8 protein-coding genes are annotated in these 14,046 nt (G+C 65.4%); all 8 read left to right on the top strand.

The window, feature by feature from the left end; all coding sequences use genetic code 11:
• The first annotated feature begins 214 nt into the window (after nucleotides 1-214).
• The 8 genes from AC07PA_RS07535 to AC07PA_RS07500 all read left to right on the top strand — a co-directional run bounded on the left by AC07PA_RS07535 (nucleotide 215) and on the right by AC07PA_RS07500 (nucleotide 14,031).
• On the top strand, nucleotides 215-1,564 hold the full coding sequence (locus tag AC07PA_RS07535; protein ID WP_494608321.1) for a FecR family protein: 1,350 nt from the start codon (nucleotides 215-217) through the stop codon (nucleotides 1,562-1,564).
• Nucleotides 1,565-3,730, top strand: a complete 2,166-nt coding sequence (locus AC07PA_RS07530; RefSeq protein WP_494608320.1) for a CHASE2 domain-containing protein — start codon at nucleotides 1,565-1,567, stop codon at nucleotides 3,728-3,730.
• A 253-nt stretch (nucleotides 3,731-3,983) separates the two neighbouring features.
• Nucleotides 3,984-5,336 (top strand): tetratricopeptide repeat protein, encoded by a 1,353-nt coding sequence (locus AC07PA_RS07525; protein ID WP_494655365.1) that lies wholly within the window; start codon nucleotides 3,984-3,986, stop codon nucleotides 5,334-5,336.
• A gap of 387 nt (nucleotides 5,337-5,723) precedes the next feature.
• Nucleotides 5,724-7,397, top strand: coding sequence for a hypothetical protein (locus AC07PA_RS07520; protein ID WP_494608318.1), 1,674 nt, complete (start codon nucleotides 5,724-5,726; stop codon nucleotides 7,395-7,397).
• A gap of 179 nt (nucleotides 7,398-7,576) precedes the next feature.
• Nucleotides 7,577-9,922, top strand: coding sequence for a tetratricopeptide repeat protein (locus AC07PA_RS07515; protein ID WP_494608317.1), 2,346 nt, complete (start codon nucleotides 7,577-7,579; stop codon nucleotides 9,920-9,922).
• A 107-nt stretch (nucleotides 9,923-10,029) separates the two neighbouring features.
• Nucleotides 10,030-11,565: a methyltransferase regulatory domain-containing protein gene (locus AC07PA_RS07510; RefSeq protein ID WP_494608316.1), complete on the top strand. Its 1,536-nt coding sequence runs from the start codon at nucleotides 10,030-10,032 to the stop codon at nucleotides 11,563-11,565.
• Nucleotides 11,566-11,754: 189 nt separating this feature from the next.
• Nucleotides 11,755-13,317, top strand: a complete 1,563-nt coding sequence (locus AC07PA_RS07505) for a hypothetical protein (protein ID WP_494608315.1) — start codon at nucleotides 11,755-11,757, stop codon at nucleotides 13,315-13,317.
• 165 nt (nucleotides 13,318-13,482) lie between these two features.
• Nucleotides 13,483-14,031, top strand: coding sequence for a hypothetical protein (locus AC07PA_RS07500; RefSeq protein WP_494608314.1), 549 nt, complete (start codon nucleotides 13,483-13,485; stop codon nucleotides 14,029-14,031).
• The last annotated feature ends 15 nt before the right edge of the window (nucleotides 14,032-14,046 follow it).

Below are 14,046 nucleotides of genomic sequence, written 5' to 3'. Positions count from 1 at the left end.
GCTCACACACTGTGAAACAGACATGAGCGAAAATAGGGACCAGAGCTATTTCCTGGCCTGCGCCTGTTTTGGCGCCGCCAGGCATTCTCTGCTGTCCGAAAGGCACACCATGAACCACCGATTGCACCCCATTGCCGCCTGCCTAGCCTTCCCCTTGATGGGGATGGGTGGCCTCGCGCTTGCCTCTACACCCGGGCAACCCTTGGGTGCTGTCGTGGGTGAAGCCACCTTTGTCATCGGGGCGGCCGCCATTCTCCAGGAAGACGGCAGCAGCCGCGTGCTGGACCGTGGCGCCGCCGTGCGTGTCGGCGACCGCATCGAAACCAAGGCCGGTGGCCATGTGCACCTGCGCTTTGTGGACGGTGGTCGCCTCAGCGTGCGGCCGGCCAGCCGCCTGCACATCGAAAGCTACAGCCATTCTGCGCAGCAGCCGCAGCTGGGGGCCATCAAGTTCCGCCTCGATGAAGGCGTGGTGCGCTCCATCACCGGCAGCTGGGGCGAGGCCGCGCGCGAGCGTTTCCGCCTGAACACGCCCGTGGCCGCCATTGGCGTCAAAGGCACGGACTTCGTCGTGCGATCGGACATGGAACGCACGGCTGCCTCGGTCTACACCGGCGCCATCACGCTCACCCCGCTGGCCAACAATGGCTGCGGCGCGAGTGTCGGCCCCTGCATCAGCGGCCACGAAAAGCTGCTGTCGGACGACATGAAGGGCCAGATCCTCGAGTACAGCCGCCGTGATGCCACGCCCCTGCTGGTGGCCACCGACGCCGTGACACGCAATGCCCGTGCCGTGGAAATCACCGCGCGCACCGACAAGGCGCAACCCCAGACGCTGGACGACCTGCGCGCCGAGCCTACACCCGTCAAGTCGCTCACGAGCGAGCAAAAGGCGGTGGAAGTGGCCGTCTATACCCCACCAGTGGCGCCTGTGGCGCCCCCGCCGGCACCGGAACCCCCGGTGACGGTCGCGCCGCCACCACCCCCTGCGCCCGCACCGGCTCCCACCCCTGCGCCGCCCCCTTCCGTGGTCGAACCCTCGGTGCCGGTGCTGCCACCCCAGGTAACCCAGCTGGCATGGGCACGCAACCCCTGGACCTCGCGCGCCGAGGGCGACAGCTTCGTGGTGGACTACGAAACCGCATTGAAATCGGGCTGGAACCGGGTGATCGGCAACCCGTCCTACGCGCTCTTCCAGAATCCGGACGCCCAGGGCAAGCTGCCCCAGGAAGGGGTGGTCAACTTCCGCCTGGCCAATGCCAGCGCCCAGTTCTACAAGGATGCGCAAACCGCCATCGAGGCGGTGGCAGTGCAGAGCGGGGCCCTGCAGGTGGACTTCGGCCGCTCGCTGTTCAATACCTCGCTGTACATGGCCAGCAAGAGCGTGGGCTCGCAGAACATCCAGGCATCGGGCAATGTCAATGCCACAGGGCAGTTCGTCCCCACCGCATCCAATGCCAACCTCACGGGCCACCTGAATGCCAACGGCACCGAGGCTGCCTATGCCTTCGAGAAACCCCTGTCCCAGGGCTCGCTCAGCGGCGTAACCCTTTGGGGGCGCTGATTGACGCCACGCCAGCCGCCAGCGGACAGACGTCCGGTAGGACGACACCGGGCGCTGCTGGCAGGACTGGCGGCCGCTGCCATTGTCAGCCTGTTGCTATCGCTGCTCTTCGGCCCTGCACTGCAGGCGGTTGAAGAGCGGGTGGGGGACTGGGTCTGGCGCTTGGGCTCCCAGAAGACCGAGGAGCGCCGTGTCCTCGTCGTCGACATTGACGAAAAATCGCTTGCCGAAGTCGGCCCCTGGCCCTGGCCGCGCAGCACGCAGGCGCGCCTGATCGAGCAGATCGCCCAGATGGGCGCGCGCGAGCAAGTCCTGGACGTGGTCTTCACCGACCCACGTGACGATGACGCGTCGTTGCTCGCCGCAGTGGCAGAGCACCGCCCGGTCCTTGCCCAGGTCTTTGCGTTGGGCGCATCCGGCCCCGGCACGGGGTTGCCGCAGCTCAGCGAGCAGGCGGCGCCGCGCGTGGGTCAGCCCGCGGGTGCACTGGACTGGGCCAGCTGCCCGGCACCCTTCTCGGAAGCCCTGGGGCACCTGTCCAATTTTCCCGCGCTGGCGGCCCTCGGTGACATGCCCCAAGGGCGCACCGGCCACATCAGTCCCCGCATCGCAGACGATGGCGTGGTGCGCCACCAGCCGGCCATCATCTGCTGGCAAGGCAAGTCCTACCCCTCGCTGGCCATCGCCTCGCTGCTGCGCGCCACCTCCGAAACCAGCCTGCTGCTGCAGCGCGGCGGCTGGTGGGACGCACCCTGGACCCTGGGCAGCGCCGGCCAGGCATTGCCCGCACTGCCTCTGGATGAGCGGGGCAACATGCGGGTGGCCTGGCGCCTGCACCCCGACAGTTTCGTGAGCATTCCTGCCGCCGACGTGCTGGCGGGCCGTGTGCCGACCGACATCATGACCGGCGCCTGGGTGCTGGTGGGTGCCAGCGCCTTCGGCATGAACGACACCATCGCCACTCCTTACAGTGGTGCCAGTGCCGGGCTGCTTGCGCACGCCCAGATCCTGAGCGCCCTGGTGGACGGGCATACACCCTATACCCCGCGCGCCGCCTTGCCCCTGCAGGCGATCGCCGCCGCACTGGGCGCGCTGCTGTTGTGGCTGCTGGTGCGGCTGGCCGGGCAGGGGGGGGCGGCTGCGCGCGACGCCCAGGCGCCCACGCCTTCGCCCATGCTGCGCATGCCGGTATACCTGCTGCCCGTGGCCGCCCTGGCCTATGCGCTGGCGCTGGTGGTGGCACATGCCCTGGCACTGTGGCTGGCCGATGTGTGGGTGGGTTGGCTGCTGCCAGCCGTCTTCGTACTGCTGGCCGGGGTGTTTGCCGGCACCATCGAGCATGCCCGCAGCCGCAGCGAGCGGGACCGCCTCTACCAGCACCTGGCCAGCTACCTGCCGGCGCCCGTGGCGGCCGCACTGGCGCTGCAGCCGCCATCGAGCGCCATCCGCGCCAGCACGCGGCAGGTCAGCGTGCTGCTGGCAGACATCCGCAATTTCTCGGCCTACTGCGAAGCCCGTCCGCCGGAAGAGGCCGCAGCCGTGCTGCACGCCTTCTTTTCTGCCGCGAGCCGCATCGTGCAGGCGCACGGTGGCGTCATCGAGTCCTTCCAGGGCGATGCCGTCGTCGCCGTGTGGAATGGTGCGGACGATGTGCCCCCGCCTTCAACGGCCGATGACCAGCACGCGCAGGTCCATTCACGGCAGGCGGTCGCCGCCGCGCTCGACCTGCTCACGGAATCCTTCAAGCTGCTGCCCGACCCCGCCCCCGCCGGCCTGGAGCCGCTGAGCCTGGGTCTGGGCCTGGAAACCGGCCCCGCCATGGTGGGGTCTTTCGGCCTGGCCAGCCGCCGCACCCACACGGTCATGGGCCGCACCATCACCATTGCCAGCCGCCTGGTCGACCTGACGGTGGACCTCGCCCACCCCATCCTGGTGGGTGAGGGCATGGCGGCGCAGTTGGGTGGACAGTTCTCCCTGGGGGCGCGGACCGATGGCCGCGGCGCGCCGGAAACGCAGCACCTGCAGTCCATGGGCACCTTCCTGCTGGAAGGCCTGCGCGTACCCCACCATATATATGCTGTGCCCCTGGACACCCTGGCGGCCGAGCACCCGCCTGAACCGGGAGACAGCCAGGCGGCCCAACTCACAGCCCATGGCACAGCGTAGGCGGCACTACCATTTCCCTGCCGAAGCCTGCGCAGCATCCGCCCCTTCGGGTTCAATGCCCCGCACGGTGTGGCTGCTTGCAATGGCCATGTGCGCGGCAACAGCCGCGCAGGCACAGTCCCCGGCGTCACCCGCCGCAAGGCCGGGCAAGGCCCTGCCTCCCCTGGCAGCCCCGGCCCAGGAGATAGCGCCCGCGTTCAATGTCCCCCAGGTTCCACCAGCCGGTGCACAACCCAGCGCTGCAGAGGCGGCCGTGGCTGCCGTGTGCATCCCGGTGCCCGACGGCACGCCCGCCGACCGCCTGACCCCCTATGTGATCACCTGCCAGCGCGTGCCCGAATGGCTGGCCCAGCTGGGTGCCCTGCTCAACAAGGAAGGCCGCTACGACGAAGCTGCCGAGCACCTGGAGCGCTCGCTCATGCTCGCTCCCGACCAGATCCAGGCCGGGCTCGACTACGCCGTGGCACTGGCTGGCGTGGGCGACCTGCTCAGCGCCACCCAGCTGCTGGGCCAGTGGCTGGCCCGCCCCGACCTGCCCGACACCCTGCGCGCCAGCCTGGCCCAGGCCCAGCAGCGCTATGCGGCCGCGGGCCGTGCCAGCACCGGCTGGCAATGGCGCCGCCACGCCGGGCTGCGGCTGGGGCGCGACAGCAACCTGCTCGGCGCCCCCAGCATCACCAGCCTCACGCTGACACTGCCCACCGGCAACATCACCCTGCCAGTGGAAGAGAGCAGCCTGCCCCGCCCCGGCGCCTACACCCGTGCTGACCTGCGCATGGACCTGGCGCGCCAATGGGCCGACGGCCAGCGCGTTGAGGTGGCTGCCGCCGTGCTGGCCCGCTCTGCCCCCCGGGCCTCGCAGACCGGAACCACGCAAGCCGAACTCGCCGGCGAGTACTCCCGCCTGGCGGGTGAAATCGGCTCTGCCGGTGATACGACCTTGCTGCAGCACTACACCGGCGCTGCGGTGGCCAGCCTGCACACACGCGGTGGCACACGTTACGCCAGCTTTCATCTGGGCACGGGCCTGCAACTGCAAGACAAATACATGCCGACCAATGGCTCGGGCCCACTGGGCCCGCAAGGGTTGTCGGCAATATGCAACACCCGGGTGGGTGCCGAGGCGCAGTTGCGCAATCTATATAGCAACCCTGTGCTGTCGGGCCGCTATGTGGGCCTGGCCGTGCTGTGGAGCTGCAATGCACAGCCCCAGCAGGTGCTGGCCGATGGCGCGGGCCTGGCATTCAGCCAGTGGCAGATCGGCGTGCGCGCTGGCGTCGACTCGCCCACCGATGCCACCCGCCCCGGTGGCCGCCAGCAGCAGTACAGCCTGCGCGCCGCCACCCACCTGGGGCCCCGCTGGTACCTGGACGCAGAACTGGGCCACAACCGCGACACCACCGCCTACAGCGCCATCCTGGACAACGGGCGCGTGCGCAACACCACCCGCCTGTCCCTGCGCGCCGAGTACCAGCACCCCCTGCCCAGCCTTGCGCCGGGCGCCGTGGCGGTGTTCGGCTTCGAAGGCTTCAAGCAGACCGCCAACCTGTCCCTGTTCGCCATCCGCAGCAGCGGGCCCTACATCGCCATTCGCGGGCAGTGGTAGCGCCACGGGCCAAAGCCTGCGCGCCAGAAGGTGTCGGGCGAAACAGGCTTATTGGTCGTCAGCCAATGATTTTTGTAGAAGATCCCCCTGAATGTTGGCCTGCTGCAACATCGGGAGGCTCAGACCGGCGTCGCTCACAAGCGCACGGTACTTGTGATCCGCGTCACGCCCCGTCCGGTGGGATGCTTGCTACACTTCATCCCAAGTTGGCTAGGCATTGCTCTTGACCACTGGCATTTTTTTAAAAGTGCGTGTGATAATGCCAGAGCAAACTTGTAAAGATGGGGCTGAACGGGCACGCACGGCAGGTAAGCGTGGTGCACTAGACGGGCTGGCCTTGCTTTAGCAACTTGTTTTCATTTTTTAACTGTTAATAGGAAGTTTCAAATGCCTAAGCAAATTTTTGGTGTCGACGCGACTGTGACTATGCTGAACCGCGCGTTCAACGACCAGTCTCCTGCCAACTCTGTGTACAACAACCAAGTGGCCCAAGCCACCTCGGTCGGCGCCACCCAGTTCGCTCTGTCGTTCGGCTCTGGCTTCACCAGCCTGACCGAAGACCAACTGTCGACCAAGCTGCTGACGAACCTGGGCGTGCTGCCTAACGCTGCTCTGCAGACCGCACTGAAGGACTACCTGGTTCAAGTGGGCAAGGCCAACGTCGGTATCGTTGCAATGCAACTGGGCGAAATCCTTGCCAACCTGGAAAACGCCACTGGCGACCAAGCTGGCTTCGCTGCAGCTGCTGTGGCATGGAACAACGAAGTGACCGCTTCGTACACCTACTCGGCCAACCCAGCCAACACCACCGCATCGCCTGTCGGCCCAACCGACACCGCTGTGACCGGCGTGACCCTGGCCCTGACTGCCGGCGACGACTTCATCTCGCCAGCCGCTTCGGAAGCCAAGTTCAAGACCACCGGCAACAACGACACCATCCTGGCAACCACCGCTGGTTTCCTGTCGGCTACCGACGTGGTTGACGGCGGCGCTGGCGTCGACACGCTGAAGGCCACGCTGGCAGCTGCCGCTACGGTTGCTCCTACGCTGCAAAACATCGAAAAGGTGTTCGTCACTGCAGGTGCTGCTTCCCAGTTCACGGCTACCGGCGCTACCGGCCTGACCGAGCTGTGGGTTGACGTCGCTGCTGGTGCCGCTACGTTCGCTGGCGTGAACCTGGCAACCACCGTTGGTATCCAGAACTCCGCTGCTGGTGGTGCTCTGACCGTCAACTTCGCAGGTGCTACTGGCGCTGCTGACTCCGCCAGCATCGTGTTCGCTGATGCGACCGGCGCTGATGACGTCATCGTCACCAACATCGAAACCCTGAACGTGAAGAGCACGGCCGGTACCGTGGCTGCCACGACCGTTAACGCTGCCAACATCACGGCTGCTCTGGCTGAAAAGATTGTCATCACTGGCGACCAAGGCCTGACCACCACCGTGACGGCTGCCAACGCCACCGTGATCGACGCATCGGCACTGACCAAGGCCCTGGGCCTGACGTTCACCACCACCGGCACGACGGCTGTGGCCATCACCGGCGGCGTGGGCGCTGACACGTTCAACATCACCGGCACGCTGGACGCCAAGGTGACCCTGGTTGCTGGCGATGGCGCTGACACGGTCAACATCAACGCACAAGCTGCCAACAAGATCACCCTGGGTGCTGGCGCCGACACGCTGAACATCACCGCTTTGGCTGGCGCTGGCGCCAAGGATCTGGACATCAGCACGGCTGCCAAGCTGGGCTCGTCCGCTGTGGAAGTGACCGACTTCGTGAGCGGTACTGACGTGGTCAACCTGACCGCGGCTGCTGCCACGACCAAGGCTGCTCCTACCGGCACGCAACTGGCCAACATCGCCGCATCGTCGACGCTGCTGACCGCCGCCCAACTGGCTGCTACCACCGCTGGTGCCTCCAAGGCTATCGCGTTCCAATACGGCGCTGACACCTACATTCTGGTGAACGATGCTGCCGCTGCTCTGACCGTAGACGACAGCCTGATCAAGCTGACCGGTGTGGCGACCCTGTCGGGCGCTTCGTGGACCGTGGCCTAATAGGTCAAGAAGGCAGCATGCAAGGCTTGGCGTTTCGCTGAACCACTGCAAGCCGCTTTCTGCAAAGTCCCCCAGGCGAAAGCCTGGGGGACTTTTTTCATGGGTGGCTCTGAAGCCGTAGCCCGGTGTTTGTTGTTGAGGCTGGTACGCTGTGCTCCCTCGCCGTTTGATTCCAGCCCATGTCGTCCACCGCCGCCCATCCGATCCACGCCCGCCTTGCGCAGCTATTTCAGGAGCGCGCGTTTGCACAGTGCCTGGGCCAGGCGCAGGCGCATGTGGCGCAGCACGCACAGGACGCCATGGCCTGGGGCTGGGTGGTGCGCGCTGCCTTCGCGCTGGGCCATGGCACCCAGGCCCTGCAGGCAGCCCAGCGGGTATGCGAGTTGGCGCCCGGCGATGCACAGGCCTGGACCACACTGGGTGATGTGCGCCGCCACTTGGGGCAGTTGGACGAGGCCTTGGTGGCCTTTCAGCACGCGCTGCAACTGGTGTCAGCCGTAGCGCCGCCCACAGGCCAGTCGCAGGCGGTGCTTGCCGTGCTTGCCAACAAGGTGGGCGATGTGCTCTACACACAGGGGCGATTCGAGCCGGCACACAAAGCCTTTGGGCAGGCGGTCCACCTCGCTCCGCGTTTTGGCCAAGCGTGGTTCCATCTGGGCATTGCCCACATGGCGTTGGGCCAGTATGCCGAGGCACAGCCACCGCTGGCGCAGGCCTTGGCCCATGGCCACCCGCCCGCACAGGTGCAGTCGGCATTGGGAGCCGTCTTCATGGAGCTCGGGGCGCACCGTCAGGCCCACGCCGCGTTGTCGCAGGCACTCGCGCTGCAACCCGAGGACACCATGGTGCTCAACAACCTCAGCATTGCCAGCCAGAACCTGGGCTTGCTGGCCGAGGCCGAGGCGCTGATACGCCGCAAGCTGGCGCTCCTGGCGCACGACGTCAGCGGCTGGATCAATCTGGGCAACGTGCTGCGCGCACAGGGCCGGCTTGACGAGGCAGTGGCGGCCTTCCGGCACGCGATGTCGATCGAAGCAGGCAATGCCACGGGGCTCATGGCCATGGGGCAGCTGTGCCATGAAACCCAGGCCCTGGCAGAGGCGCGGCGCTACCTCTCCGAAGCCGTGGCATCTCCGGGAGCAACGGAGCATCAGCGATTGGACGCCATGGTCGAGCTGGCATCCCTGCATGCCACCCTGGCCGAGCATGCGGCGAGCGAGGCGCTGTTCCAACAGGTGTTGGCCGCCAGACCGTACGAGCGCAAATACTGGGGCAAATGGCTGTTTGCGCTGAACAACCACCCGCACAAAACCCCGCAGCAGATCCTGGAGCAGTATCAGGCGTTCGCGGCCCATTGCTTTGGTGCTGCGCCGCCATCACCTGCCGCTGCAGTGCCCCCCCTGTCGGAGCGCCCAGACCGGCGCATCCATATCGGTTACGTGTCGGCCGACTTCACGCAGCACCCGGTGCGGCTTTTCCTGCAGCCCCTGCTGGCCCACCACGACCACACGCGCTTCGAGGTATCGGCCTTTGCCAATCTTTCAGGCCCTGCGGAGGTATTGCCGGCTTACCAAACCATGGTGGACCACTGGCACTTCATCAAGGGCCTGACCGAGCATGAGGTGGCTGACCTGGTGCGCGCCAGCGGGGTCGACGTGCTGGTGGACCTCTCGGGCCACACGGGAGGCAACCGGCTCGATGTGTTCGCACTCAAGCCGGCACCGGTGTCGGTGAGCTGGCTGGGGTTCGGATCCTCCACGGGCTTTGCCGCGATCGACTACTTTCTGACCGACGCGCATGCCGTGCCCGTGCCGGACGATGTGTACTTTGCCGAGCGGCCCTGGCGGCTGGGGCGCTCTTTTCTGACCTACCGGCCGGCGCCATGCATGGGGGACCCGGGGCCTCTGCCGGCGCTAGCGACCGGCCATGTGACCTTTGCCACGCTGAGCCGCTCGATTCGCTTCAACGACGATCTGTTCGCTGCCTGGGCCCAGGTTCTTCTGCGCGTACCCGGGTCGGTGCTGCGTATCGACAGCAAGAACATGCGCGATGCCGAACTGGCGCGCCAGACCCAGGCGCGGGTTGCAGCGCTGGGGGTTGCGCCCGAACGTGTTGTCTGCGGCTTTCACAGCCCGCCCTGGGATGTGCTGCGCGGTGTGGATATCTCGCTGGACTGCTTTCCCCACAACAGCGGCACCACACTGCTTGAGTCGCTGTACATGGGTGTGCCCTATGTCACGCTGAGCGGCCGACCAGGGGTGGGGCGATTGGGCTCGGCCATCCTGCACGGCGCAGGCCGACCCGAATGGGTGGCCCATACTGTGCCAGAGTATGTAGAGAAGGTGGTGGCACTGGCCAGCGACCTGCCACGGCTGGTCCAGGTGCGTGCCACCTTGCGTGAACAGCTGGAGGCCAGCGCCCTGATGGACGAGGCCGGCTTCACCCGTGCGGTGGAGGGGGCTTTCACACGCATGTTCGAACGCCACCGTCAGGGGCTCCAAGCTGCATTCCCTTCGCTTGCCTGACGAACCCATGCACGCAATGGTGACCGCGCGAGCCTCGCTGCTACACGCTGCAGTGGAGCGATGAGGGGACATGTAAAAATGCGAGCTTCAACAAGGAGAGGCACCGCATGTCAGATTGGACCGCCGGCTATGTGGCCGACATTGGCTATACCTACGGCTACTATCCCGAACTCAACCCGCTGCGGGTCAAACTGGCTTTCTTGAACCAGGGCCTGGTGTTCCCCGAAGTGGGCACGGCCTGCGAGCTCGGCTTTGGCCAGGGCCTGAGCGTGGGCATGCACGCGGCGGCCAGCGTGGTCGAGTGGCATGGTACCGACTTCAATCCGGCGCAAGCCGGTTACGCACAGCAACTGACCGCGGTGTCGGGCTCCGGCGCACGGCTGTACGACCAGGCCTTTGATGAATTTGCCCGCCGCACCGACCTGCCGCAGTTCGACTACATCGGGCTGCATGGCATCTGGAGCTGGATCAGTGACGAAAACCGGGCCGTGATTGTGGAGTTCATCCGCACTCGCCTAAAGGTGGGCGGTGTGCTGTACATCAGCTACAACACCTTGCCCGGCTGGGCGGCCTTTGCGCCCATGCGCCACCTGCTGTCGCAGCATGCGGCCGTGATGGGGGCCGAGGGCAATGGCACCCTGAACCGCATCGACGGAGCAGTGGATTTTGCCGAGAAGCTGCTGGCCACCAACCCGCTTTACAGCCGGGTGAACACCAGTATCGCGGACCGCATGACCCGCCTCAAGACCATGCCCAAGCAGTACCTCGCGCACGAGTATTTCAACCGCGACTGGGTACCCATGCACTTTGCCACCATGGCCGAGTGGCTGGAGCCCGCCAAGCTGCAATTTGCCTGCACGGCCCACCCCTCGGAGCAGGTCGACGCGCTCAACCTCAATGCCGAGCAGCAGCAGTTTTTGAAGAACATTCCCGATGCCAACCTGCGCGAGAGCACGCGGGATTTCATCGTCAACCAGCAGTTTCGGCGTGACTACTGGGTTAAGGGCGCGCGCAAGCTCAATGCCATTGACCAGGCCGAAGCGCTGCGCCTGATCAAGGTGGTGCTGGTAGCCTATCGCCCGGACGTGTCCCTCAAGATGACCGGCGGGGTGGGCGAGGTCACGCTGACTGAAGCGATCTATGCCCCCCTGCTCGACCTGCTGGCCGACCACAAGCCGCGCACTCTGGGGCAAATTGAGCAGGCGTTGCAGGGCAAGGGCATCAGTTTTGCGCAAATTCAGCAGAGCGTGATGGTGCTGGCTGGCGCCGGGCACCTGGCCCCCGCGCAGGACGACGCGGTGGCGCCCAAGCTGCGCAAGGCCACCGACAAGCTCAACACCTGGCTGGCCAACCAATCGCGGGGCAGCAACGATGTGGGCTTTCTGGCCAGCCCGGTGACGGGCGGTGGCATTGCAGTCAGCCGTACGCACCAGTTCTTTTTGCTGGCGCTGGCCCAGGGCAAGAAGCAACCGGCCGAGTGGGCCCAACTGGCGTGGCAGATTCTGAGCTTGCAAGGGCAGAAGTTGGTCAAGTCCGGCAAGGCGCTGGAAACCCCGGAAGAAAACCTGGTCGAGCTGGCGGAAATGGCCAATGCCTTCGCACAGAAGCAGGTGCCCATGCTGAAGGCTCTGCAGGTGATCTGACCGAGACGCTGTGTCAGGGCGTAGCCGACCCGCCTGCGCGCCTGCCAGGCATGGCGGGCAGCAAAATCGGGCCTTGGGCCCGGTGCCGCATATATGCCCCTCCTTTCAACGCAACGCGCCCTCGCGGACATTGCCTTACGGGCGGTGTGCCCGGGTTGCGGGCAATGCCCTGGAAAGGAAATGTGCAGCATGGGACGTCATCTCGTATCGGGTGTGGATGCGCAAAACCAGGTGGTAACGGTCATGGCCGAAACAGCATTGGCCGCTGGCGACTATGCCAAGCTGGGATCGGGTGGGTTTGTGCGGCGCGCCGCCGACGGTGTGCCGCTGGCCTTGCAAAACTCTGCCAGCGGGGTGACTGCGCTGGTACCACCGGCGGCCGTGGAGGCCAGTGGCACTGCATGGGGGCGCAGCGGTTTCAACGCGCAGATATTCCGCTCGATAGTCGCCCTGGACAATGGCAATTTTGCGGTGGTGTATAGCGGAAACGGCTCTCAGTCGGACACTGGGGTCAACCTGCGTATCTACGGCCCCCTCCGAGTGCCTTTGTCATCTCGGGTGGGGGTGGCGGCGGCGACTGGGGTTGTGGGAGCTCGCCTCGCGCGGGCAGGCGCCGACAGTATGGCCGTGGTGTGGGTCGAGGGTGCAACGCTCAAGCTGGCAATCCATTCGGCGGCCACCGGGGCAGTCGTGGCACCCGAGGTGACTGTGGCCCTTCTGGCGAGCAGCGACATATCCAATTGGAACGTCGTCACCTTGACCGGGGGTGACGTGGTGGTGGCCTATGGCAAAAACGGGTCCAATGATTTCGCTTTCAAACGCTTCAACGCGGCAGGTGCGCTGCAGGGCGCTGAGGTCGTGGCGGAGGCGGGGTCATCGCCCACGCACATAGGTGTGCTGGCACTGGCGTCGGGCGGTTTTGTACTGCACTATTACCGGTACACGGCCGCGACTGCCTACAAGTTTGCACGCTTTGCGGCCAATGGCACGCAGCAAGGGGTATTGAACACGCTGGCAACGGGTGCCCCCAATCGCTCCGTGAGTCCCGCCGAGCGCAATGCCATGGAACTGAGCAATGGCAATCTGGTCTTTGTTGATCCCGCCAGCAATACCAGCGCTGCCGTACGTCTGTACGACGCTGCAGGCAACTTTCTCTCTGCGGTGTTGGCTGCCACAGGCGCTGCGGGAATGCCAAATACCGTGTGTATCTGTCCGCGCCAGCTTGGCGGTTTCTGGCTGACGGTGGCAGGGCAGCTATATGAATACGACAATGCAGGCAACTGCCTGCGACAGTCTTCAGTGCCCGGTAACACACCCTTCATGTTCTTTGACAGAGCGGGCACCGGGCCGCTGATGGCAGTGTACCTGGCGGGCGCATTCACTACCCATTTGATTGCCTGGAACACGGAGTTGACGGTGGCAGAGGGCATCACTGTTGACTCGCTCGGCTATGCCTTGTCCTATGCGTGGTTTGAGGTTCTTTCCAACGGGCTGGTGGTTGGGGTCAATATGGGCAACTCTTCGTTTGGAGCAGCGCGTCTTTTCGTCTCTACGCCCCAGGCGTATTCCATCCTGGGTATCGCGCAAGAGCCTGCGGTGCCCGGTGCCCTGGTGCGTGTAGCGACGGCCGGAAAGTTCGTATCGACACAGTCGTTCAGCGGCCCGGCCTTCGACCGGCGAGCTGCCACTCCGCCGGGAACGCGCGGGGTAGCGATTGGCAATTCGGCCATCCTGGGAGGGTTGGTGGGTTAGGTCAGAGCGGGGGGCAGGACGGAGCATTTACAAAAGCCCACCTCCGAGGGTTGGGGTGACCAAGCGAGGAAATGTCCATGCCCCAAATTGGCGAGCAATGTTTTCTTGAATCCATTGGCACATAGGCTCTATGCTCTGCACATTTCCCTATTGTTGGAGCTGTTTGTGGCCGTCGCCCTCTCTGCAGAACTTGAAGTCACCATCCTGAACCGTGCGTTCAACGACCAATCCCCTTCGAGCACGACTTTCTACCAGCAGAAGATGGCTGCCGGCTCCACCCCCCAGAGCTGGCTGGACTATGCCTTTCAGTTCGGTTCGAACTACCAGAACCTGACGTCGGGGGAGTTGGCGTTGAAGATCGCGACCAACATGGGCCTGGGGTCCAACCTGGGCGTGCAGGGCGCGCTGCTCTCGTACCTGGACGCCGTGGGCAAGGAAAATGTGGGCATCGTTGCCGTGCAACTGGGCCACATCCTGCTGGGACTGGAGCATGCCACCGGCGACATGGAGGTCTTCAACGCCCCCGCCGCGGCCTGGGCCAAGGAGGTTGCCGAGTCGTACATGTACTCCACCAACTCGGCCAACGGCAGCCCTTCGCCCAAGGGTGCCTTCGCAGCCAGTGCAGGCTGGAGTTCCGCCGTGGAGCACCAGCCGGCCGACGCTGCTGCAGCCGTGCAACTGGTCGGTGTCGACACCGGAGCGTTGCTGGCCTGAGGGAGGTGTGTGTCG

The sequence above is a fragment of the Acidovorax sp. GW821-FHT09B03 genome (genome assembly GCF_059418305.1).
The sequence above is the reverse complement of the archived record's forward strand: the minus strand, read 5'-3'. Positions and strand labels throughout refer to the sequence as shown.

What these genes read in the sequence shown, in the direction of transcription:
- AC07PA_RS07520 (WP_494608318.1), top strand. Translation starts at nt 5,724, where the DNA reads ATGCCTAAGCAAATTTTTGGTGTCGACGCGACTGTGACTATGCTGAAC.
- AC07PA_RS07515 (WP_494608317.1), top strand. Translation starts at nt 7,577, where the DNA reads ATGTCGTCCACCGCCGCCCATCCGATCCACGCCCGCCTTGCGCAGCTA.
- AC07PA_RS07510 (WP_494608316.1), top strand. Translation starts at nt 10,030, where the DNA reads ATGTCAGATTGGACCGCCGGCTATGTGGCCGACATTGGCTATACCTAC.
- AC07PA_RS07505 (WP_494608315.1), top strand. Translation starts at nt 11,755, where the DNA reads ATGGGACGTCATCTCGTATCGGGTGTGGATGCGCAAAACCAGGTGGTA.